We start from the raw sequence: 22,726 nt of genomic DNA, 5'->3' as shown, positions 1-22,726 counted from the left end.
CTTCCGATTTTATGCTACGGAGTTAAAGGGATTTTGTGGCTTCATTCAGCGAGACAGGATTCCAACCCCACGTCCTTCCCCAGCAAGTCGGCAACTGCCTGAACGAATGGCTGCTTGGGGACCGCCTCGTCCTGAGAGGAGACATTCCGGACTGTCCAACTTAGTAGTCATCAGCATGGTGCAGCGCACGCGGTATCCGCCTTGACGTGATAAGATCACGGAGGCTTGAAGCGATGACAACGGTCGATCGACCGACCTTTGCCACTTCCAGATCGCCACAGGAAATCATTTGGTAGATTCTTGTTCGGCTCAGTCCCGTTAACCGTACGGCGTCGGAAATTCGCACGCTGATCTGCTCCATCCCGCCGGAAGGTGCGCGGGAATCGAACGCTTTATCCATCGTCACTTCCCCTTCCGTTGCTGCTGAAATCCACGATCCGCTTCCAGAAACGCATTCAGGATAGCCGGGACCAATTCCGCGACCGGCACCTCAATCCCATATGTGGCTGCATAAGCGGCCGCGTAGTCCTGCAAGCTCAGATGGAGGTCAGGCGTCACTGTTATCGCCAGCTTCACCGGCGTCTTGTCCGGAAGCTTCCCCAGCTTGATCGTGCTCATCGGCCACCCTCCGTCTTCCATGGCGCCAGCACCAAATCCTGCCGCACCACAAGTCGCACCGGCGCGCCCGGCCTGATATCGATGGTGGGCTGAACATCGAGATTGCGCTGGGTGATCTGATCCCCCGCGCGAGTAACGCTGGTCTGGGCGGACTCCCGGATCGCCTGAACCAGATCGCTCTCGCCGGTTATCGAGAGTTCGGTGCCGACACCCAGAAGTGTTGCGATCGCCACGCCCTTGAGCAGCCGTCCAGTATGGTAGTTCACGTGGTCCGAGAGGCCGGAGTAGCCCGACGGATCAGTCGCCGGCATGTTATCAAGCCGAACCGACTTGCCATCGGGCATCACAAGGCGTTGCCAGATGACCAGTGCCCGGCTCTGCCCATAGGCCACGACGCTGTCATACTTGCCGACCAGCCTTGCACCCTGCGGAATGAGCAAGGTCTGTCCCGTCGCGCTGTCGAAGACGTTCTGCGTGACTTGCGCAATTACCATCCCAGGCACGTCAGAATTCACGCCGGTGACGAGGCTGGCCGCAATGACGCTGCCCGCCATCACCATGTAGGGCGAACCAGGAGCCGCCAGACTGTGCGGGTTCACATCGCCGCGCTCGTCGAGCTTCTCGGCAAACTGGGTTTTGCGGTCCGGAGCCGCCGAACTCGATGCATCGCCAATCGCAGCCTGTCCGGAACCTATCGAAGCTTCCGGTGCAGTCGCAGCAGCGACGGCCGGTGTGCTCGTTACCCTGCGTGCGCCCTGAACTAGCAGCGACGACTGTCTTGCTGCCTTGAGTTCCTCAGCCTGTCGTTGCCATGCTTGGTCAACGTCAGCGGTGGCCGGCGCCGCCATTCCAGCGCCAGCCAACTGCCGCTGCTGCGCCTTCAGGATCGGCCGCCCAAGATCTCCGGGCAGCGGAGGCCCCAGCTTCGGCACATCGCCATAGCTCTTGGGGAGACCTGCCAGCGCGTCGTCCGAAGGCTTCCGATCCGGCTGGGACATTCCGCTATCGGCAGCGGTGCGGCTCATAACCCGCGGCTTCAGCGCAATCCACGCCACACCGACAATTGCGACCGCAGCCAGAACGCTTCCGCCGATAATCACTTCCTTGCGGAAGCGGGTAACACGCGGCGTGCGGACCCGGATCGCAAGCGTCTCGGGATCGAGCTTACGCGCCGACGTCGCCTCCTCGACATTCTCGGCAGGCACCTTGGGCGGAGCCGATTGGGCGACAAGGGTCGGTTCGGCCTTCCCTATGTCCAGTTCCTCGCTCATCGCCGCGCCCTCCCCTCGCCGCCTCGAGTGATGCGCACTATCTGTTGCTTCTTCGTTCCAAGCCGAAGCTCGGCGACGTTGAAGATGCGATCCACCACATAAAAGCGTCCCTTCATGCGGTAGTTGACCAGTTCGGCCGTACCGTCGGCGGCAATCAGGAACAGCGGCGGAGCTTCGTCGACACCGATCGACGACGGAAACTCAATGAACGTCTGCCGCCCATCATCGAAAGCCCTTAGCGGCCGCCAGGTCGGCGTATCGCCGGTGATCACGTAGCCAAAGTAGAGCTGCTCGACGCCCAGCCCGGCGGCGACCGGCTTCGCCGCCTCGGCTGCGGCTTGCGCGGTTTTCACCGCGACGAGTTCATCGAGCGGATAATTCCAGGACAGTGCGGACATGCCCGCGCTCGGCCGACTGGTCAGCAGCAGATGGTACGTGCGCCGATCTGTAGTGATGACGATGTTGGTCGCGAGGCCGGTGCTGAAGGGCTTCACCAGCACGTGCGTGCGCTTGTCCTCGCCGCTTCCGCTGGAGGTGTCACCGATCACCCAGCGCGCGGTGTCACCGGCCGCAACCGCGATCAGCCCCTCACCCGGCTGCAACGCGATGTCGGTGATCATGCCGGGCTGCGTATAGGCGTGGTACACAGTGCCATCGGACCATAGGTAAACCTGCCGAGCATTAACCCAGGCATTCGGCAACGGCTCGACACTGGAGCGGCTCATGCCGCTGGTCGGCAGCTTCCCTCGGGCCGGCAAATCCGCCGGATGAACGCCCACGGCAAAGGCAGCCGCAGCCAGTAGCGAAGTCTTCATGGCAGTACCTCCTTGGCTTGTTCGGAATTGGGAAGTGCGGGCGCTTCTGACGCGAGCGTGTTGCCCGTAGGACTTGCCGGCCGACCTTCGGCGGCCGGAGCCGACGTTTCGAGTTCTCGGCTCCAGTCGATGGCATCGACGTAAATGCCGAGCGGGTTCTTCCGCAGCGTCTCGCTGTCTCGCGGTGCCTGCTGGACGACGGTGAGGATCGCGGTCCAATGGCTGGTGCCGGCCGCGCTGCCGCGCTCGAACGCATTCTCGATCCATTTGACCTGGAAGCTCTTGTCCGAGGCCCGAACCACGCTGGTGACCTGGACCGAGACTGTCCGCTCGCCGAGCCCCGTTAGCGCGCCTGAGCCCCTCGCGTATTCGCTGAGGAACCGACTGCCGCGCTGGGTCGAGAAGTCATAGGCTTCAAGCCAGCCATCGCGCATGATCACCGGATCGAGCGAGAGCCCGCGCACATGTCCGATGAACTTGGACAAGGCCCAGGCTATCTGCGGATCGGTCGGCTGATAACCAGCCTCGGCTTCACTGACAGCGCGGGGCTCGCCAAGCCGGTCGACCGCGACAACATAAGGCACGACGTGGCTCTGGAGTGACTGCCAGATGAGGCCTCCCGCCATGGCGCAGGACAGGCCGAGGCAACCGAAGGCCATGATCCGCCAGTTACGGGCCTGGACACGGGCGGAGCCGATGCGTTCGTCCCAAAGCTGCGCGGCGCGCTGGAAGGGCGTTTCGGGAAGCGGGGTTCGCCCATAGAGCTGGACGCTGCGTTTGAAGCGCATGGGTCAGTCATTCCTTTCGCTGATGTCGGGAGTGGTTGAGCCGCCGCCACGATCGCCTTGCTGGACAGCGTGGACGGCGACGTCGCGGCGATGACGAGCCGTCTGCTCGGCGCGCATGGCCTTGGCCCAGGCAGGCACCCCTTCTCCCCCTTCGGCGGACGCGTCCGGCGCGGAAGATGAAGGCGGCGAGGTATCGGATTGTGAGGAGGGTGCGCCTCCGCCGGAAGTAGCTGGCGAGGCGGAGCGCCCAGACGCCGAAGGACCGGCGTGATTGCCGGCCGAGGCCGATGCCGCCGAATGGCTTACCGTCGAGCCTGCATGAGCCCCGCCGCCATGGCTGGCCGAACTGGGGGCCGCCGCGCTGCTGCCCATCGAAGTTCCTGCGCGAATGCCGCCCAGTGCCGTGCCCGCAAGGCGCGCGCCGGCGACGGCGCCTCCCCCTGCCAGCATGGCGATGCCACCGGCGCCAAGGGCAGTGCCGGCTGCAGCGCCGGCGCCAAGCTGCGGCGCACCCGAAGCAAGGCCGCTGGCCACCGACGGCGCGAAGATGCCGAGACCGAATAGCGCGAGGCTCGCCAGCACCAGGCTCATGGCCTGCCCAATGTCAGGTTCCTGCCCCTGGAGCGCCTGGGTGAACTGATCGAAGAAGTTCGAGCCGATGCCGACAATCACGGCGAGTACCATGACCTTGATGCCAGAGCTCACCACATGTCCCAGCACGCGCTCGGCGAGGAAACTCGTGCGGTTCCACAGCGCGAAAGGAACCAGTATGAACCCGGCAAGCCCCACCAGCTTGAACTCGATGATGCAGACGAACATCTGCACCGCGAGGATGAAGAAGGCGAGAATGACCAGCAGCCAGGCGATCAGCAGCACGGCGATCGTCAGGAAATTCTTGAAGAAGCTGGTGAAACCGAGGAGCTTTGAGGCTTGCTCAAGGAGCGGCCACGCTGCCGAGAAACCGGTGCCGGCCAGGCGCCCGGGGCGAAGCAGATCGTCCGCAGTGAGCGAGCCGCCGCCGGCCGTGATCCCGGCCTGCGCGAAGGAATGGAAGATGATGTCGGCGAGCGTCGAGAAGCTGTTGATGATGAAGGCGAAGGCGCCGACGTAGAGCACCTTGCGGATGAACTTGGCGAGCACATTGTCCTCGCCGCCAAGCGACCAGAACAAGCCGGCCAGCGTCACATCGATCGCGATCAGCGTTGCGGTCAGGAACCGCACATCGCCGCCCAGCAGGCCGAAGCCGCTATCGATATAGCGGATGAAGGCAGTCATGAACTGATCGATGATGTTGAGGTCGTCCACGTGCGGTCATCCTGTCTGGGCAAGCGTGCCAAGCGCGCGATATCGCGCTCAGCGCAGCGCTGAGGTGGAGGGTGCCCGCAGGGCACGGCCGGGGATGGAGCACGTGCCCCGCGGGCGCGGCGGCAGGAGAGGCGATCCGCCGCCGCTGTCGGGTTGGGGTTGCGGTCTAGTTCGGCGTGTAGGCTGAACCGGTACCCAGGAACTTTCTGGTCGCCGCGTCGGCTTCGCTCTCGGACTGGGCGCTATTGGCGTCGCTCACGGCCTGCGCACGGAACTGGGCGGCCAGCATCTGCTGGATCTGGAACTGCTGCTTGGCCGTCAGCGCGAGAAGCTGGTTGGTGACCTGCAGCGCCTGCAAGGTGCCCTCGGCGCCCTGGCTGCGCTGGACTAGCGCATTCATGGTCGTCGCATCGGCCTCGACGTTCTCGGCGATCTGCGCCTGCATCGTCACTGACTGGCGATAGGCAGAGACTTGGGTATCGAGCCGCGAGCGCGCAGCCGTCACCTGATCATCGAGTTTCAGCGACTGGCTGAAGGCATCGGGATAGAGCTTGCTGAACTGCTGGTCGACGCTCGCAACCTTGAACTGGATGTTCTGCGCCTGCCCCATCAGCGTATCGATCTTCTGGAGCGTCTGGGTCAGCGCCTGGAGCTCGGGAAAGCTCACGGTCGAGAGGTTCTTCGCCTCATTCGCGAGGCTCTGTGCCTCGTTCTGCAGCGACTTGATCTGGTTGTTGACCTGCTGGAGCGCGCGCGCTGCGGTTAGCACGTTCTGCGCGTAGTTGGTCGGATCATAGACCACCAGCGCATGGGCTGGCGGACTGGCGATCATGGCATCGAAGACGATGCCGCCAGCGGCCACCAAAGCTAGCCCCCCAATGCCAGCCCCCAGCTTTCGGGGCGACTTTGGAGCATGCGGGCGAGACGAGATTTTCATCACCATTCTCCTTCACGTTCGTGTCACGAGAGTTCATTTCGCTCGGGTCAGGTCAGCTCCCCGGACCTGGGTAGGTGCCGATCAAATCGGCCGCCCAGGCGGCGTGGGTGCCGGCGAGAAAGCGGGCAAAGAACTCGCCCTGACCGTGCTCGGCGAGCACAGCATCAATCCGCGCCTGTGTCGTCGGATCGGAGCTGCCACATAGCGCCAGCGCCACATCGCCCAGCCCGAGCTCAAACAGCCGGTTCCCGCGGGCCGATTGCAGGTAGTAGTGCCGCTTGGGCGTCGAGCGCGCTATCAGCTCGATCTGCCGTTCACTGAGGCCGAAGCGCTCGTAGATCTCGCGGCTCTGCGGTTCGACCGCCCGGTCATTCGGTAGCAGAATGCGCTGCGGGCAGCTTTCGATCAGGGCTGGCGCGGTCGGTGATCCGGCGATGTCGGCGAGGCTTTGCGTGGCGAACAGCACCGAGACATTGCGCTTGCGCAGGACCTTCAGCCACTCGCGAATACGCGCAGCGAACAATGGATGGTCCAGAAAAATCCAGGCTTCGTCGAGCACCAGCAAGGTCGGCCGTCCGTCAAACCGTTCCTCGAGCCGGTGGAACAGATAGGTCAGCACCGGACCGACGACGGAGCCGTGTCCCATCAGCGCCTCGGTCTCGAAGCACTGGAGGTCGGCGAGATGCAGCGAACTTTCCGAGGCATCGAGCAAGCCGCCGTAGGGTCCGTCGATCGTGTAAGGCCCGAGCGCGGTGCGCAGCGCCTTCGATTGCAGCAGAAGGGTTAGACCCGTGATCGTCCGTTCGGCCGGAGGCGCACTCGCAAGGCTTCCAAGCGCCAGCCAGACCTGATCCTTCACCTCCGGGGTGACGGTCACATTCTCCTGCGCCAGGATCGCTGCGATCCACTCCGCCGCCCAGGCACGCTGCGCGGGATCCTCAATGCCACGCAGTGGCTGGAACGCCAGCGAGCCAGTCTCCCCGCCAAGCCCAAGCGCATGGTGCGCGCCGCCGCTAGCCAGCACCGCCGCGCGCGCCGACAGCCCCTTGTCGAAGACATAGACCTGCGCGCCCGGATAGCGGCGGAACTGCAGGATCATCAGCGCCAAGAGCACCGACTTGCCCGCGCCGGTCGGACCCGCGACGAACATGTGCCCGACGTCACCGACATGCGTCGACAGCCGGAACGGTGTCGATCCCGAGGTCTTGGCATGAAGCAGGACCGAGCCAGCGAGATGATCGTTGCTCGCCGGACCTGCCCAGACAGCCGAGAGCGGCATCAGGTGTACAAGGTTCAGGGTGTGGACGAGCGGCTGACGGACATTGGCGTAGACGTGTCCCGGTATTGACGAAAGCCAGGCTTCTACGGCGTTGACGCGCTCGCGGATCGTGGTGAAGCCGAGCCCGCCCAGCACGCGTTCGACCTGCCGCATCTTGGCGTCGACCGCGCTGCGTGTCGTGTCGCTGACGGTGATCGTCGTCGTCAGGTAGCCGAAGGCAACATGATCGCCGCCCAAGGCCTGAAGCGCTAGATCGGCATCGGCCACCTTGTTGTCGGCATCGCTGTCGAGAAGCTGCGCCGGCGTGTTGTACATCACCTCGCGCAGCATGGCGGTCAGCGATTTGCGTTTGTTGAACCACTGCCGGCGCAGGCTGGTCAGGACCTTGGTCGCCTCGGACTTGTCGAGCGCGATGAAGCGCGTGACCCAGCGGTAGGCAAAGTCCTGATGGTTGAGCGCATCGAGGATGCCGGGGCGGCTGACGTTCGGAAATCCGAGCACCGAGATTGTCCGGATGTGGCGGTCGCCCAGCATCGGTTCGAGCCCGCCGACCAGCGGCGTGTCGACGAGGAGGCCATCGAGATACATCGGCGTCTCTGGGACCCGCACCGGATGGCGGCGATCCGAGATCGTCGTGTGCAGATAGGTCAGCAGTTCCCTGCTACCCAGCGCACGGATCTCGGGCATGAACCCGTCGAAGAGATCAAGCGCACGATCGGTCTCGGCAATGAAGCCGCCAAGCGAAGCCCGCCAGTCACGCCCCTTCTCGTCGTCTGCGCGCTCGACCAGCTTGCGCCCGGCGGCATCCTCGCTGTCGGCAGGCGGCAGCCAGGTCAGCGTCAGGTAATAGGCGCTTTCGTAATGTTTGTGCTCGGCAAGGAATGCAGCGCGGCGCTCGCGGTCGACGAGCCAGCTGGCGGCATCGGGAAACGCATCGTCTGGATAGCTGGCAGCTTCGCGCCGCTCGGCCTCGAAGAACAGGGCCCAGCCCGAGCCGAACCGGCGAAGGACATTGTTGGCGCGCGCCGAGATCGAGACCAGTTCGGCCTCGGTCGCCGATTCCAGATCGGGCCCGCGGAATTCAAGAACCCGCAGGAAGCTGCCGTCCTTGTTGAGGACGACGCCCGGCGCGACCAGCGCGGCCCAGGGCAGATGATCGGCAAGGCGCCCTGCCTTGCTGTGATATTCGGCGAGGTTCAGCACGCGAGGTATCCTTTCTGGCGCAAGTGGCGCAGCAACACAGGCGCAAAATCGGGATCGCGCCGTGCAGCGAGCACGGCGAGGCTGTGTCCCGCCGCCCAGATGAAGAGGCCGGCCAGCCACTGCTGGAGTCCGAGGCCGACGGCCATGGCGAGCGTGCCGTTGAGGATCGCGATCCCGCGCGGCGCGCCGCCGAGGAGGATCGGAGCGCCAAGGCTCACATGGATCGGGACCTCGAAGCCCTCGATGTGCTGGCCGGCCGCATTCATGCGATCAGCGCTCCGCCGCCGAAGCTGAAGAACGAGAGGAAGAAGCTCGATGCGGCAAAGGCGATCGAGAGGCCGAAGACAATCTGGATCAGCCGGCGAAAGCCGCCCGAGGTCTCGCCAAAGGCCAAGGTTAAGCCAGTGACGATAATGATGATGACCGCGACGATCTTGGCGACCGGACCCTGCACGGATTCGAGGATCTGTTCGAGCGGCTCCTCCCAGGGCATTCCGGAACCAGCAGCCCAGCTCTGCGCGGTGACGGTGAGCGACGCTGCCATTGCAGCGGCCGCGAGCACGGCGGTCCGTGGATCGGGGCGCATGCCGAAGCGCTGAAGTCGTGACGTCTTCATGGGGTCATTCTCCTTGCTTGGTGGAAGGGAAGCGGACGGACGGGAAGCAGAGCTCGTGCAGGCGGTATTCGCCGCTAACGGGATCGAAGCCGTCGAGGCTAGCGATGGCCGATATCCGGCGCGCCAGGCCCCGGCCCGAGATGACAACGATGAGATCGATGGCCTCGGCAATGAGGTGGCGTGGCACGGTGACGACCGCCTCCTGCACCAAGCCCTCGAGGCGGTGCAGTGCAGCCCACGCGCCGTTGGCATGGATCGTCGCGATCCCGCCGGGATGGCCGGTGTTCCAGGCCTTGAGCATATCGAGCGCCTCGGGCCCGCGCACTTCGCCGACGATGATGCGGTCTGGGCGCAGCCGCAGGGTGGAACGGACGAGATCGGCAATCGTCGCGACACCCTGCCGGGTGCGCAGGGCGACCGTATCGGGCGCCGGGCATTGCAACTCACGCGTATCCTCGATCAGCACTACGCGCTCGTCGAGCGCGGCCATCTCGGCAAGCAGGGCATTGGCGAGCGTGGTCTTGCCCGAACTGGTGCCGCCGACGACCAGCACATTGCGGCGCTCCAGCACCGCAGTACGCAGCATCTCCGCAGCTTCGATCGACATGATGCCGTCCGCCACGTAGTCGGTGAGCGTGTGGATGCGCGCAGCCGGCTTGCGGATGGAGAAACATGGCGCCAGCGAGACCGGTGGCAGCACGCCTTCGAAGCGCTCGCCGGCGCCTTCACCGTGCGGCGGAAGTTCCGCCGATACGATCGGACTGTCGGCATGGACCTCGGCGCGAGCATGGCTGGCGACAAGGCGGATGATACGTTCGACCTGTTCGGGCGCGATGCGCACATCGGTGTCCACCCTGCCCTCACCGAGTACATCAACCCGGAGCGCGCCGTCGGGATTGACCATGATCTCGATGACGCGCGGATCGCCGAGCGCCGCCTCGATCGCGGGGCCCATGGCCGTACGCAGCATCGCGCGGCGGCGCGCGACGGTTTCTTCGCCGCTCATCGCCCGCCCTCCTGGTCAAGCGTGCGCTTGCCCCGCCCTACTTCCCGCGCAACCTGGGACAGGAAAGCGTCAAATCGCAGCGAAGCCGCTGCGCGGCCGGCGGCATCGTTTTCCGCGAGCGGTGGATTGATCGCGAGCTCATAGCGGATGAAAAGTGCCAGCGTTTCAAGTTCGATGTGACTGTCGCGCAAGAGGCGCTCGAGCAGTTCGGCGATGCGATCGAGACGCCGGCCGAAACGATCGTCGAGTTCTTTCGTCCCCCGCTTGTCGAACCACACCGTCAGAGCGTGGACCAGAATAGCCGACTTGGTGACACCCGGCCGGTTTGCTTCCTCGACGAGACGGGCACTGAGCGGCTCGGGCAGGAACAGTTGATAGCGGACCTTGTTCGTCATGTTCGGAGCTCCAGGTCGAACTGGTCGGCGCGTTCGGCGGAGCCAAACGCATAAGTGACGCGTACGAGCCGCTGCTGGGCAGCCTGGTCGAGGACACGCTTGTCCGAAGCGGGATCATCGTCATCGGCGGTCAGGCCCAGCGGGTCGGTGACGACTTGCAATTCCTGAGAAGGACCGTCGATTTCCGGGCCGGCTTCAACGGCGGGCGCCTGGTCAATCGTCCCATGGACAGCCTTCTCGCCTTGCGGCTCTTGATCCGCAAACTCGCTGGCAGGCGGCGACAGTCGCTCATCAATGTCGCGAACCTGTCCGGACCAGTCGTCCTTTCGTGCAGGCGGGGTATCGGCATAGCCCTTGGTGCTGAGCTGCGGTGGGGCAATGACCCGCCGCGCAAAGGCGGGTTCCTCGAAATAGCGCAGCTTGCTGGCCCGGATCGGCGGCGTGCCGGAGGCAAGCACGAGTTCCTCGCGCGGATCGAGCTGCATGACTTCGCCCGGCGTCAGCAGTGCACGTGCCGTTTCCTGGCGACTGACCATGACATGCGAGAGCCAGGGCGCGAGGCGGTGGCCAGCGTAGTTGCGCATGGCGCGCTGCTCGGTCGCGGTCCCGAGGGCATCGGAAAGACGCTTGGCGGTACGCTCGTCGTTGGTCGCGAACGCGACCCGCACATGGCAGTTGTCCAAGATGGAGTTGTGCTCGCCGTAGGCCTTCTCGATCTGGTTGAGGCTCTGCGCGATCAGGAAGGCGCGAACGCCATAGCCGGCAAGGAATGCGAGGCTGGTTTCGAAGAAGTCGAGGCGGCCGAGCGCGGGAAACTCGTCGAGCATCATGAGCAGCCGGTGCCGGCGGCCGCCCTTATGGTCCGCCCCATGCTCGAAGCGCAGTTCCTCGGTAAGCCGACGACCGATCTGGTTGAGGATCAGCCGGATCAGCGGCTTGGTGCGGCTGATGTCCGAAGGCGGAACGACCAGATAGAGCGAGGCCGGGTTTTCCCATCGACGAGGTCGGCGATGCGCCAGTCGGAAGCTGCCGTCACTGCCGAGACCGTAGGGTCGCGATACAAGCCCAGGAACGACATGGCCGTCGAGAGCACGCCGGAGCGTTCGTTTACCGACTTGTTGAGCACTTCACGCGCCGCCGACGCCACGACCGGATGGACCTGCGGTGCCTTCTCGGTACCGAGATGGTTCGTCGACATCATCGCATGAAGCGTGTTGGCAAAGCTGCGTGCTGGATCGGACAGGAAGGTGGCGACGCGCGCGAGCGTCTTCTCTTCCTCGGCGTAGAGAACGTGGAGGATCGCGCCGACCAAGAGGGAATGGCTGGTCTTCTCCCAGTGGCTACGCCGTTCGAGGGCACCTTCGGGATCGACGAGGATGTCGGCGATGTTCTGCACATCGCGCACTTCGTGGATGCCGCGGCGCACTTCGAGCAACGGATTGTAGCGGGCCGAGCGGGCATCGGTGGGATTGAACAGCAGGCAATGCGAAAAGCGCGCGCGCCAGCCAGCAGTCAGTTGCCAATTCTCGCCCTTGATGTCGTGGATGACGGCGGAACCCGACCAGCCCAGGAGCGTCGGAATGACGAGACCAATGCCTTTGCCTGAACGCGTGGGCGCAAAGGCCATGACATGCTCAGGGCCATCGTGACGCAGATAGTCGGCACCGACCCGCCCAAGGAACACGCCCTGGTCGGCCATGAGACCGGCCTTGCGGATATCCTTGCGATTGGCCCAGCGTGCCGACCCGTAGGTGGTGACATTGCTGCGCTGCCGTGCTCGCCATACCGAACCGGCGATGGCAGCTGCGCAGCCAACGAGCCCGCTCGATGCCGCAATGCCACCGGCCTCGTCGAACACGACCGGCGCGTAGGCATCGAACTCGAACCACCAGATGAAGATCGCCCAGGGCGCATAGATACGGCGGCCCAGTAGCACGAACCAGGGGCTCCCCAGCTCAGGCTGATAAGCGAGCTGCGCCGCTGCCCACTGGGTTGCCAGCCAGACACCGGCCAGGACGATCGCGAACACGACCATCATCTGTCCGATGAGGAGTTTCGTCGGTGTCATGTAAGCCTCCGCACGCCGCGGATCGCATCCGTTGGCGTGGGTGCAATACTCCCGGAAATCCCCGAGAGAGCACAGTGCCTGTCTGGTGCACCCAGGTGCCTTTCGAGTGCATTTCAGAACCGACAAGCGTTGTTTTGACCTGCCGCCGCGATGAGCGGGGCGATAAAGGCGCCCAATTCTGCGCCGTATTGGATGATTGAATGATCCGCCGGTTGATTACTCGACATTAATCATGACAATGCCGGCCCACGAAGGCATGCGGCACATTATGACGAGCGAAACTCAGAAGGTTACCAAGTACTGGCGCAATTCGCTGGCCGACGCAGAATTGGGCCGAGGCACGTTCACCCAGAAGGACGCGGACGATTTTCTAATCGCCGACCACGCCAGCCTCAACGCCGGCCGCCTGCCTGCAAATCTGGTTGCCTCCCTGTTCAGTGCCAACGCCTCGCCGGATGAAACCTGCGCGATCATCCTGCGCCCCTTCGTCTTTGCCTCCCGGACCGAGCGCGGCCAGAAGCGTGGCAGCCTCCCGGAAATCGTCACGCCGATTGCAACGCGGATGGTGGTAACCCGCGATGGGCGCCTCATTCGTCCGGTCAGCAGCGTTGTCCCGCGCGAAATTCTCGAGCCCTTGCATCGCACGGCCTTTACGGTGGGCACGATCGATGCGCTCGACACGTTTGTCACCGCGCACCCACTATCCGAAGACTGCCAATGGCAGGACTATGTCGAACACGCGGAAGGCCTCATGGAGGCGGTCGCATCCGCGATCGAGGAAGACCGACGCTTCGAACTGGTACCGCACGGATATGTCCAGCGCTCGGATGGGCATGGCAGCATGTCCGCCAATGTTCTTGCGCTCTACGACCAGATCGAACTGGACGGCGCGTACGGCCCGCTCCTGGCTACATTCGCCGGTCAGAAAGAGCAGCGTACCGAGCCATGCCTCCCCGAAAACTCGCGTTTTACGGAGCGGCTCGGCCACTCCAGCGATACTTATGCGCTGGCCCCCGCGCAGCGTGAGGCGCTCGCCCACCTTACGGCTTCGAAGGACGGCGAAGTCCTCGCGGTCAACGGCCCGCCCGGCACCGGCAAGACGACGATGCTGCTCTCGGTAATCGCCACGCTCTGGGCCAAGGCAGCGCTCGAACAGGGCGAGGCCCCACTGATCGTGGCGACCTCGACGAACAACCAGGCCGTGACGAATATTCTCGATGCCTTCGGCGCCGACTATGCCAAGGGAGCCGGGCCTTTCGCCGGGCGATGGCTTCCTGCGCTTCGCAGCTTCGGGTCCTACTTCCCATCCAAGCGCCGCGAGAGCGAAGCCGCCAAAACCTATCAGATCGCGGCGTTCTTCAACCGTCTGGAGGAAGCCGATCAGGTCGAGCAATGCCGCCTTGCCTACCTTGATGCGGCAGGCAAAGCGTTTCCGCACCTCCAATCCCTGACCGTCGAAACCGTAGTCGCCGCGCTGCACCATCAGTTGATCGTTCAGGTGCAAATGCTGGCGGCGATCGAGAACGCCTGGCAGGCTCTCCTCCAAGCGCGGGCGGCGGTTCTTGCAGAACTGGGCTCGGATCCGCGCCAGGCCCGCGCCGATCGGGCAACTGCGCTGGAAGCGGCCGAAGCCGAGTTGCACCGCACACAGGCAATCTCGAGCCTCTGGGATCGGCACCAGGCCTCCGAGCCGGTTCTTCATTCCCTGCTTGGCTGGCTGCCGTCGATCGCAAAACGACGGCTTGCTGCAGCGCGGGCAACCCTTGCTTCAGACTGGTCCGGCCCTTTGCCGGACTGGACAAGTCTGGATGATATCGCCTCATCTGTAAGGGCTGAAGTCGCTCAGGCGCAATCTGCGATGGGCGACTGCATCGCAGACCTCGGCCGCGCCGACGCTGTTATTACGGATGAAACCACCGCGCTCGGTTCCTGGGCCAGTGCCCTCGCGGTGCTTTCTATCAGTCCTGAGGCAGCGTCTTCCATGACGCTCGCCGATGCGGACGAGGCTGCGGATCGCCTGGTTCGCTTCCCCATCTTCCTCACGACGACCCATTATTGGGAAGGTCGCTGGCTACTCGACATGGCCGCCGATCCGGACATTCCCGCCAAACAGCGAAAGACCGGCAGGATCCCGATGGCCGCGCGGTGGGCACGCCGGATGAAACTGACGCCCTGTGCCGTATCGACATTCTACATGCTGCCGCGCCTGCTCTGTGCGAGCCGCTTCCAGGACGGCGATTTCCTGCCGGACTACCTCTATGGCCAAATCGATCTCCTGATCGTCGACGAAGCCGGACAGGTCACTCCCGAAATTGCCGGTGCTTCCTTTGCCCTTGCCAAGCGCGCGCTGATCATTGGCGACACGGCCCAGATTGAGCCGATCTGGAGCGTGCCCAGCCGGATCGACGTGGGCAATCTGAGGCAGGCCGGCCTCATCGGCGGCGATGACAACAGTCCGGAACTGTCGACCTTCCTCGAGACAGGGCGCGCCGCTTCGTCCGGCAGCGTCATGAGGATTGCCCAGCATGCGTCCCGCTACCACCAGGATGCCGATCTCGAGCGCGGGCTCATGCTCTACGAGCATCGCCGGTGCTTCGATGAGATTGTCGGTTACTGCAACGACCTTTGCTATCGCGGAAAACTGCAGCCGAAGCGCGGGCTCAAATCGGAAGCCCGTAAGAGCGACGGCCTCCCTGCCCTCGGCTACCTTCATATCGACGGGCGTTGCGATTCCATCGCTGGCGGCAGCCGGCGAAATGCTCTCGAGGCTGAAACGATCGCTCGGTGGCTCGCAGATCGGCAGGAGGAGCTGCTGGCCTCCTATCCCGGCAAGCGCCTCGACGAGATCGTTGGCATCGTCACCCCGTTCGCAGGTCAGACCCGAGCGATCACGTCTGCGCTTGGACGACAGGAAAGCCTTACCGGCGCCAATGTCACCATCGGCACGATCAATACCTTCCAGGGCGGCCAAAGGCCGGTAATCCTGTTCTCTCCGACTTACTCCAAGCACGCAGACGGCAGTTTCATCGACGCCAAGGCCAGCATGCTCAACGTGGCGGTCTCCCGGGCGATGAACAGCTTCCTCGTGTTCGGCGACATGGATTGCTTCTCGGCCGCGGCTCCGGGCAGCCCGCGTGGCCGATTGAGGCAGCGGCTTCTGGCGCACGAAGGCAATCGGCTGTTTTTCGACGCACCTGCACGGCCCGATCTCACACACGAAGCAGGTCTGGTGCACCTCACTGACCTCGATGCGCACGACGGCTTTTTGCGCGACGTCCTCGAGGAATGCCGAAGCGAAATTCATATCGTCACACCGTGGCTGACGGATCGTGGACTGCAGGGTGCCAGGATCGTTCCGCTCATTGAGGCTGCCGCGAACTCCGGCGTATCAGTTACAGTCTATACTGACCGTGCTCTCAACGAATGGCGTGGCGAACAGGACAAGAGCGCCGTCGAGAGCTTTGCGACGGCAAAGCAGAACCTTGAAGGCGCCGGAGCCATTGTCGTCGAAGTGAAGGACGTGCACAGCAAGATCGTGATGGCCGACAACAATGTCTATTGTGTCGGGTCGTTCAATTGGCTGAGCGCGGCGCGCGAAGGTGCCTTCGTGCGCCACGAGACCTCGCTCGCGTATCGAGGAGCCAGCGTCTCACCCGAGATCGAAACCATGAAGGACAGCTTGAGGAAGCGGGCGATCATCTGATCCATTCCGGGCCGAATGGACCCCTGTATTGTAACGAACAGGTCGAAGCCCGATTAGGTGTGCCTTATGCCCCCTGAAAATCGCCTTTACTTGATGCGGAATTGGGAAGACAAAGGCCTCCTCCGATACCCCCCCCCAAGAGGGATCTTCCATGCCCGACACCGAGCAACCAGAGCTCGCCCGCCTGACAGTTGAACTGCTCAGCGCATTTGTTTCCAACAACACCATCTCCAGCGATGCGCTTCCCGCCCTGATCGAGGCGACGCGCAGCGCGCTCGCAGGAGACACCGGGAAGGGGCAGATCGAAGAACCGGAGTTCAAGCCGGCTGTGTCGGTTGAAGAGAGCCTTGCCTCTCGCGATCACATTCTCAGCCTGATCGATGGGAAGCCTTACAAGGCATTGAAGCGGCACCTCGCCAATAACGGCCTTACTCCTGAAGAGTACCGCGCGCGGTATAACCTTCCGGCCAACTATCCGATGGTTTCGGCAAGCTACTCCGATCAGCGCCGGGCCTTCGCTAAAGCGGCAGGACTTGGCGGCAGTAGAGCGGGTGCCAGCGCCGCCGCAGCTGTGCCCGCCAAAGCCGCTTCTCCCATAGCCGCGAAAGCCACCAAGGCAGCCGCGAAGAAGGCAACTCCGAAGACCGCGGTGTTGGCCAAGCCGTCAAACAAGGCAACGCAGGCTCCTGCAGCACCGTCTTCCGTAACGGCGCCGGCAGCCAAGGCTTCCAATGCGAAGCCGAAAAATGCCACAAAGGCAGCGGCGAAGTCAGTCAGCAAGCCTGTGCCCAAGGCTTCTGGCAACGCAGCCGTAGCCTCGGAAGCGAAGCCGGAAGCAAAGAAGGTTGCCGCGGCGAAGAGTGAGCCGGCTGCCGTTGCCACATCTGCCAGCAAGCCCGCCCGCTGGATGGCCCGGACGCCAGGCAAGGTTGCCGTCGAACCAGGTGCGACAGGCTCCGCGAAGCCAGCAGCGGCGCCCAAGAAGGTTGCGAAGACAGGGAAGAAGGCTGCCGCTCCGGCACCTACGGCCACGAAGCCTGTGACTGCCACGGTAGCCAGTCCCGAACCGAAAGCCGCAGTGCCTGCCGCAAAGACGGCAAAGCCCGCAGCAGCGAAGCCGAAGGCCAAGACTGCTGCGACCGCCAAGTCGCCTGCGCCGAAGAAGAGCCGTGCAAAGCTTGGAATCGCCGTGCCCACTGTGGAGAATGCGGCTTCGACGGCCGCAGTGTCGTCACCGACGGACCCCGCTCTCGACATACCGGCGGAACAGAGCACTGCAGAAGCCAAGGCCTGAAGGCCACGCTCGCCAGCTCCAGTTGCAAACCTGAGAGCTTTGACGGGCGGCCATCCTGAACGGGATGGTCGCCCCGTTTTCATCTAGGCTTCAGCCGCGCTCACGGCACCATGGATCAGGAAATTTCCGGCCCCGATCGCCCGCGTCCGAACTGCCAGTTGATACCGGCCTCCCGCATGATCCCGCCGGCCTGCTGTCCAAGCTGCTTCTCAAGCACCGGTCGCCATGGAACCAGGGTGAATTCGTGGCTTCGCTCCATAAGCGCGAAACGCCCCGAAATACCATCGATCCTGCGGCTCACCTTGCCTTCGATCCAATCGCCGGTCTTCGCCTCGGAAAAGTCCTTCCCCAGCTCTCCTGAAAGCCGCTCGGCGATCCGCAGCAACTCGCGCCTCTGCAGCAATGCGAGGGCATTCTGCCGCAGCCTGACACCGCTTGGCGAGACATCAGCCAGGTCCTGCTCGACCAGCCATTGGCGTCGCTGATCCAGACCCGCACGAACTTCCCGGCCGAAACCCGTATCGCGCATGGCCAGTCCCGAGGGTGAGGCAAGTTCGCGATCGAGCCAGGTCGCCCCTTCCATCCCGGCCATCCGCTCCACCGATCCCGCCCCCAGGACCTCGACTGCAACAGGCCGGGAAGCGACATCTCGCTGCTCGAAGCGTTCTGCGACTTCGAGATGTTCTGACGAAATACGCCAGCTTCCATCGACCTCACGGGTGACATCGGAGCGCGCTCGTCGCATCGCTTCAAGCCTGCGCACATGGGTCTCAGCGAAAGCCTGGGTGACGGAGCGATCGTAGCGTAAATGCCGCGCGATCGAATACCGCCCCTCATTCGCCTGTGACACTTCCAGAATACTGCGATCGATATCCCGAACCTCAGCTATTCGCGGGATCACCCGAACCACGGCCTCGCGCGGCAAAGGCTCAACAGCTGCCGAGGGGCCAATGTCGATATAATGCGAACGTCCATCGATGCCATCGACGAGCAGGAAATGCCGGTCGCGATGCTCGTCCGCCAGCCCGCGACAAATGACCTTGCCGACAAGCGGCCCGACGTCCGGCGAATAGATGCGCTGGTCCTGTCGCTCCAGTCTGGCGCGCGTGACCTCGCGCTGCATCAGGCGGATGATGTCGCCGCGCTCGCCCATGGTCCTGAGGGTTTCATCGAGCCGATCGGCAAGCTGCCAACGCCCGTCCCCCAATTCGGTCGCAAGCTCCATGCGCTTCAGGGCCTGAAGGCGCCCTGTCTCCAATGCCTGGAAAAACGGATCGCGATCGTGCGGCGAGACGCACCGATCGGCATCCATCCGACCGATGAGGCGGCGGTCCAGACCAGTGAGCCGCTCATGCCCCATTTCCTGACGCAGCCGCGCCTCGATTTCGTGGTCTGCGCGCGGCCCGAGATCGAGGGACATGAGATCAACGGCGCGCTCACGGAAACCATGGGCAATATAGTCGCGCGCGATAACGAGATCCTTGCCCTGATCGTCGATCCCGCGGAGCACGATATGCGTGTGGGGATGGCCAGTGTTGTGGTGATCGACAGCAACCCATTCCAGCCTGGTTCCAAGGTCCTCCTCGACCTGGTTCATGAGCCGGCGGATGTATGGCTTCAGGTCCCCATACTGGTCGCCGTCCTCGGCCGAGACGATGAAGCGGAATTGGTGCCGGTCGTCCTTCGACCGTTCGAGGAATTCGGCGCCGTCCATGCGGTCGTTGTCGGGGCCATAAAGCACTCCCCGTTCGCCCTCCCTGGTGACGCCGTCACGCTGGATGTAATGGAGGTGGGCTTTGAGGGCGCTGGCGCTACCGCTGCGAACTTTCACCAGCCTCGTCTTCACGACAACGCGGCGGGCCCGGTATCCCCCCAGTCGATCCCGCCCCGCAAGCGCGCGCCCGAGCGCCGCACCCCGACCGATACGGCTACCAACGAACTTGCCGCCCTTCTTCCCGGTGCCGATCAGCCCCGCTGCGACGGCAACGCGGGTCGCGTATTTGATCGCTTTCCTGCCGCCCTTTCTTGCGACCGCATCGCGCTGCCGCCCAAGGCGCGGCTCGAAATCGTCGTCGAAATCCATGCAAAGCCTCCCGAAAAGGCATGTCTCGCTACAGTCTCGTCACCGACCCTACAGTCTCGCAGAAAAACGATGTGCAGACAGAAACTTAAGCGTGTCACGAGACACGCCTTCAATCTTGTCGTCCGCAACTTTTCCCCCTTCACCCCCTCCCCACGACCAAACCCGCCTCCCCTGCAATCCAGCGGCCAGGCGCCGATGGATCACCGGCAAATCAGAGGGGCAGCACCGTCCGGCACTGCCCCATCGATTGCGCAGAGCTCAGTGGGCCTGCGCACTCGCTTTCTCAGCTGCTGCGCGCTTCGCAAAATCGCGCCGGGCAATGAGGCCGACCGGATCGCCCTCTCCATCAATGATGAGCGTGGCGGCGAACCAGCGGCGGCCCAGGCGGCCCAGGACGGCGACCCGATCGAGATCGACCGCATCGTCCTCGCCAAGGCCTTCGTAGCGCCCGAGCCAGCGCTCCGAGATACGTGCGTCCCAGAGGAAATCGCTTTCCTCCGCTTCGATAAAGCGCTGTGCCAGGGCGCGTCCTGCGCCTTTGCCGAACTCGATTTCGAGCCCGTGAACGAGGCTGGCGAACACATCGTGATGGTTTGCGGCAATGGTGCGATCGATCTGCATGATGAAGCTCCTCGCGTGACCGTTCCCGTGACTGAGAACGACCATTCGAAGACGGGCGCCGGGCGGTCTGTCAGGGCCGCAGGGCTTTAGTCCTGCGCCGCGAAGCGGACGTGGGGGGAACCGATTTGCGAAGCAAATTGGGGGGTACCCGCGGGCCTTGATAGACTGTTCGGCGCCCGTCACACTGCACCATCTCAGACGAGCATTCTTACCTCTCCTCTGGGCACGACCTCTCAGTGGGCGTTGTGGCGAACGGCAAACAGAGGATCGCGTTCGGGAGGACGGACGGGACTTTTCCCATCTCCTTCCACCACTTCCCCACGCGTTTGCCCCGACTTGTCCTCCGGGTTCTCCACAGGGCTTGGGGCAGACTGCGAAGTGCCCACAAAGAGCGGCGGCGCTTGGGGCAAAACGGAGGTGTCACTGCCGCTTATCCCCGCAAGGTAGGCCACAGTTTCGGCGGGCAGCGGTATGCCGGCCAGGTATTTTTCATAGCGCGCCGGCCCTGCATTATAGGCCGCAAACAGCCCCGGATATCCGAAGCGATCATAGAGCAGCCGGAGGTAAAATGACCCCGCAAGAATGTTGTCGCGCGGATTATCCGGGTCGTTGCCGAGCGACAGGCGCGTGCGCATCTCCGCCCAGGTTCCCGGCATCAGCTGCATCAGCCCGATAGCGCCTTTGGGACTGCGTATCGGCGCGTCGCCGATCTGCGTTCGGCCCCGGCTCTCGGCCCAGATCACCTTCCTGATCCAGGCAGACGGCACGCCGAAACGCGACGAGGCGGCTTCGATATGGGGCTGCCAGCGCTCCAGATCCTGGGCGCGGACAGGGCTTGCCGCGATGATCGTCGCGGCGACGATCATCGCTTTCAGCGTTCCCATAGCAGGTACGCCTGACCGATTATGTCCGAGCTGCGGCTTATCCCGAAATACCGCCCGTCGAAGGAATCCGGGCTGGCCGTCATGAGCAGGAAATACTCGCCGCGAGCAAGCACACGGCACCCTTCCCACCAGGGCATGGGCCGCCCTTTCCCGTCGCGCGCTTTGCGCACGACCAGCGGCACGCCGTCGAGGAAAATCTCGTTTCCGAGCGCACAGACTTCGCGCCCCGGATAGCCGACGACACGTTTCACCAGCGGTACGTTCGAGGGAAGATAGCGGCGCGAGGCGGCAAGGTCGCGCCACGGGCGGGGCATGCGGGCAATCACCATATCGCCCGGCAGGGGATCGCTTCCGGGCGATACCAGGTAGAGACCCATGGGCGCGCTGGGGCTGGCATTCCAGAGAAGGCGCGGTGCAGGCGGAAAGGCCAAGGTTGCACCCAGCAGGCTCGCGACTACGGCGATGCCGAACGCCATGGTCCGCCCCTTTCGATAACGGCTCCATCGGGACTTCCAGGCCTCGACTGAGGACAGGATCGGCAGGTCGCCGCCGGGGATATCGGGCCCGCTCATCGACGGAACGCCCGGCCAGAGTTAGCTTCGCTCCAGGCATTGAGGTCATCAATGTGGTACTGGATGAAGCGGCAATGGCGGCGAAAGATGGGACCGCCGCCGTTGCGCCGAAACTTCAGGAGCAGGCGGATCGAGATGCCGAGATAGGCTGCCGCCTGGGGCGTGTTGAGAAACGGCGAGCCGCGCTTTGCAGCCCGCGCGCGATCGATTTCGTCGGAGTTTTCCATGGTGTCCCTTCCGTGCATCGGGCGACACCCAGTCGCCCTCGGGGACACTCAAATGAGGGACAATCCATGGCCCGGGCAGAGTCGGATTCGGCTATAGGCGAATTCGACTCTGCCGCTGGGACGGCGCACAGATCGCTCTTTACAATTGCGCCGAAGCGCCGGGCTTGCCACACCGCCACGCGGGCATATCGACGGGGGCTATCCATGCGCGGACTATCGATTTTTGTGGGCCTGGCGGTGATTGCAAGCACCGGTGCCGCCCATGCCGCCGAGCCTCCGCCGCCGGCAATCCCGACTGCGATTTCCCCGCTCGCAGGGTGCTGGGAAGGTACCGGGCAGGTCATGAAAAAGCCGGTGACGATCGCCCTTGTCGGCAAGGCGGTCGCGCTCGGCGCCATCCTGACGGTTGATGCGGAGAGCCATACCATTGCCGATCCCGCCGACCGGTATTCGGCATATCTGGTGCTCGGCGGGGCAATGGTCCTGCCGGGAAGCGCGACCGATCTGGTCGGCTACTGGGCGGACAGCTTCGGCGGCGCGATGACCGCTTCGGAATCCGGATCGAGCAGACCCGATGGCTTCGACATGAGCTATCAAGATGAGGACGGCGCCTTCCTCAATCGCTGGCGCTTCAATGGCGACAAGCTCACCTGGCAGATTGTCTCCCAGGATCCGAAAAAGGGCGAGGAAGCGTTTGCGAGCTACTCGCTCACGCGCGTGAAATGCCCCGCAGGTTGATCGCCGACACCTTGCCGTTCCGGGCTAACAGAACGTCGTATTTGATGGCGTGGCCGGCTTCGAGATTCCATATTCCGGCAGCGATGACCACGGACACGTGGACGAAGAGATCGGGTCCTCCGTCATCGGGCGCTATGAAGCCATAGCCCTTTTTCGCATCGAAAAACTTGATCCGCCCGCTCGGCATCGCCCCTGCCCCCCACGTTACGGGGTTCTGCACGGTGCGGGCGAGATCAGAAATTGCACAAGTGAACACAAAGGCTGCGTATTGGAGCCGTGTCGCAAACCGGGACGGATTTCGGG

The 22,726-nt window shown here is 63.7% G+C and carries 21 protein-coding genes and 1 pseudogene; 3 read left to right on the top strand and 19 right to left on the bottom strand.

What is annotated here, in order from left to right; all coding sequences use genetic code 11:
- Window positions 1-160 precede the first annotated feature (160 nt).
- The 13 genes and pseudogenes from ACZ1JC_RS07315 to ACZ1JC_RS07255 form a co-directional block, all read right to left on the bottom strand.
- On the bottom strand, window positions 161-400 hold the full coding sequence (locus ACZ1JC_RS07315) for a helix-turn-helix domain-containing protein (RefSeq protein ID WP_465140204.1): 240 nt from the start codon (window positions 398-400) through the stop codon (window positions 161-163).
- 2 nt (window positions 401-402) lie between these two features.
- Complete coding sequence (locus ACZ1JC_RS07310) at window positions 403-618, bottom strand: DUF2274 domain-containing protein (RefSeq protein ID WP_465140205.1); 216 nt, start codon at window positions 616-618, stop codon at window positions 403-405.
- Window positions 615-1,889: a TraB/TrbI/VirB10 family type IV secretion system protein gene (locus ACZ1JC_RS07305; RefSeq protein ID WP_465140206.1), complete on the bottom strand. Its 1,275-nt coding sequence runs from the start codon at window positions 1,887-1,889 to the stop codon at window positions 615-617. Before ACZ1JC_RS07305 ends, ACZ1JC_RS07310 begins: the two co-directional genes overlap by 4 nt.
- Window positions 1,886-2,704 (bottom strand): P-type conjugative transfer protein TrbG, encoded by an 819-nt coding sequence (trbG, locus tag ACZ1JC_RS07300; protein ID WP_465140207.1) that lies wholly within the window; start codon window positions 2,702-2,704, stop codon window positions 1,886-1,888. The genes ACZ1JC_RS07305 and trbG overlap by 4 nt, the downstream gene beginning before the upstream one ends.
- On the bottom strand, window positions 2,701-3,492 hold the full coding sequence (trbF, locus tag ACZ1JC_RS07295; protein WP_465140208.1) for a conjugal transfer protein TrbF: 792 nt from the start codon (window positions 3,490-3,492) through the stop codon (window positions 2,701-2,703). Before trbF ends, trbG begins: the two co-directional genes overlap by 4 nt.
- A 3-nt stretch (window positions 3,493-3,495) precedes the next feature.
- Window positions 3,496-4,797 (bottom strand): P-type conjugative transfer protein TrbL, encoded by a 1,302-nt coding sequence (gene trbL, locus ACZ1JC_RS07290; RefSeq protein WP_465140209.1) that lies wholly within the window; start codon window positions 4,795-4,797, stop codon window positions 3,496-3,498.
- Between the two features lie 166 nt (window positions 4,798-4,963).
- Window positions 4,964-5,659 (bottom strand): P-type conjugative transfer protein TrbJ, encoded by a 696-nt coding sequence (trbJ, locus tag ACZ1JC_RS07285; RefSeq protein WP_465169053.1) that lies wholly within the window; start codon window positions 5,657-5,659, stop codon window positions 4,964-4,966.
- Window positions 5,660-5,786: 127 nt separating this feature from the next.
- A complete protein-coding gene (trbE, locus tag ACZ1JC_RS07280) occupies window positions 5,787-8,216 on the bottom strand; it encodes a conjugal transfer protein TrbE (RefSeq protein WP_465148493.1) in 2,430 nt (809 codons plus the stop codon).
- On the bottom strand, window positions 8,210-8,482 hold the full coding sequence (locus tag ACZ1JC_RS07275; protein ID WP_465138133.1) for a VirB3 family type IV secretion system protein: 273 nt from the start codon (window positions 8,480-8,482) through the stop codon (window positions 8,210-8,212). Before ACZ1JC_RS07275 ends, trbE begins: the two co-directional genes overlap by 7 nt.
- The gene (locus ACZ1JC_RS07270; protein ID WP_465140211.1) at window positions 8,479-8,832 is read right to left on the bottom strand and encodes a TrbC/VirB2 family type IV secretion system protein; all 354 of its coding nucleotides are present in this window, start codon (window positions 8,830-8,832) and stop codon (window positions 8,479-8,481) included. Before ACZ1JC_RS07270 ends, ACZ1JC_RS07275 begins: the two co-directional genes overlap by 4 nt.
- Window positions 8,833-8,836: 4 nt before the next feature.
- Window positions 8,837-9,838, bottom strand: coding sequence for a P-type conjugative transfer ATPase TrbB (gene trbB / locus ACZ1JC_RS07265; protein ID WP_465140212.1), 1,002 nt, complete (start codon window positions 9,836-9,838; stop codon window positions 8,837-8,839).
- Window positions 9,835-10,233: a CopG family transcriptional regulator gene (locus ACZ1JC_RS07260; RefSeq protein WP_465140213.1), complete on the bottom strand. Its 399-nt coding sequence runs from the start codon at window positions 10,231-10,233 to the stop codon at window positions 9,835-9,837. Before ACZ1JC_RS07260 ends, trbB begins: the two co-directional genes overlap by 4 nt.
- Window positions 10,230-12,301 (bottom strand): annotated as a pseudogene (locus tag ACZ1JC_RS07255) (conjugal transfer protein TraG). The gene ACZ1JC_RS07260 and the pseudogene ACZ1JC_RS07255 overlap by 4 nt, the downstream one beginning before the upstream one ends.
- 196 nt (window positions 12,302-12,497) lie before the next feature.
- Here ACZ1JC_RS07255 and ACZ1JC_RS07250 point away from each other — a divergent pair.
- Together ACZ1JC_RS07250 and ACZ1JC_RS07245 are read left to right on the top strand one after the other, a co-directional pair.
- Window positions 12,498-16,004, top strand: coding sequence for an AAA domain-containing protein (locus ACZ1JC_RS07250; RefSeq protein ID WP_465140214.1), 3,507 nt, complete (start codon window positions 12,498-12,500; stop codon window positions 16,002-16,004).
- A gap of 151 nt (window positions 16,005-16,155) precedes the next feature.
- The gene (locus tag ACZ1JC_RS07245; RefSeq protein ID WP_465140215.1) at window positions 16,156-17,298 is read left to right on the top strand and encodes a Ros/MucR family transcriptional regulator; all 1,143 of its coding nucleotides are present in this window, start codon (window positions 16,156-16,158) and stop codon (window positions 17,296-17,298) included.
- A 115-nt stretch (window positions 17,299-17,413) separates the two neighbouring features.
- Here the strand turns inward: ACZ1JC_RS07245 and rlxS are convergent, their stop codons facing one another.
- The 5 genes from rlxS to ACZ1JC_RS07220 all read right to left on the bottom strand — a co-directional run bounded on the left by rlxS (window position 17,414) and on the right by ACZ1JC_RS07220 (window position 21,685).
- A complete protein-coding gene (gene rlxS / locus ACZ1JC_RS07240) occupies window positions 17,414-19,381 on the bottom strand; it encodes a relaxase/mobilization nuclease RlxS (protein WP_465140216.1) in 1,968 nt (655 codons plus the stop codon).
- A gap of 258 nt (window positions 19,382-19,639) precedes the next feature.
- On the bottom strand, window positions 19,640-20,002 hold the full coding sequence (locus ACZ1JC_RS07235) for a hypothetical protein (protein ID WP_465139140.1): 363 nt from the start codon (window positions 20,000-20,002) through the stop codon (window positions 19,640-19,642).
- Between the two features lie 233 nt (window positions 20,003-20,235).
- The gene (locus ACZ1JC_RS07230; RefSeq protein ID WP_465140217.1) at window positions 20,236-20,886 is read right to left on the bottom strand and encodes a lytic transglycosylase domain-containing protein; all 651 of its coding nucleotides are present in this window, start codon (window positions 20,884-20,886) and stop codon (window positions 20,236-20,238) included.
- Entirely contained in the window at window positions 20,874-21,458 is a 585-nt protein-coding gene (locus ACZ1JC_RS07225; protein ID WP_465140218.1) for a S26 family signal peptidase, read from the bottom strand. Before ACZ1JC_RS07225 ends, ACZ1JC_RS07230 begins: the two co-directional genes overlap by 13 nt.
- Entirely contained in the window at window positions 21,455-21,685 is a 231-nt protein-coding gene (locus tag ACZ1JC_RS07220; protein ID WP_465140219.1) for a helix-turn-helix domain-containing protein, read from the bottom strand. Before ACZ1JC_RS07220 ends, ACZ1JC_RS07225 begins: the two co-directional genes overlap by 4 nt.
- Window positions 21,686-21,910: 225 nt before the next feature.
- Between ACZ1JC_RS07220 and ACZ1JC_RS07215 the strand changes: the two genes are divergently transcribed.
- Window positions 21,911-22,423: a hypothetical protein gene (locus ACZ1JC_RS07215; protein WP_465148494.1), complete on the top strand. Its 513-nt coding sequence runs from the start codon at window positions 21,911-21,913 to the stop codon at window positions 22,421-22,423.
- Here ACZ1JC_RS07215 and ACZ1JC_RS07210 read toward each other — a convergent pair.
- Window positions 22,395-22,610, bottom strand: coding sequence for a cold-shock protein (locus ACZ1JC_RS07210; protein WP_465140221.1), 216 nt, complete (start codon window positions 22,608-22,610; stop codon window positions 22,395-22,397). The two genes, ACZ1JC_RS07215 and ACZ1JC_RS07210, sit on opposite strands and share 29 nt — an antisense overlap.
- Window positions 22,611-22,726 lie beyond the last annotated feature (116 nt).

The organism is Sphingomonas sp. BL-S-28, from assembly GCF_055521515.1.
The sequence above is the reverse complement of the archived record's forward strand: the minus strand, read 5'-3'. Positions and strand labels throughout refer to the sequence as shown.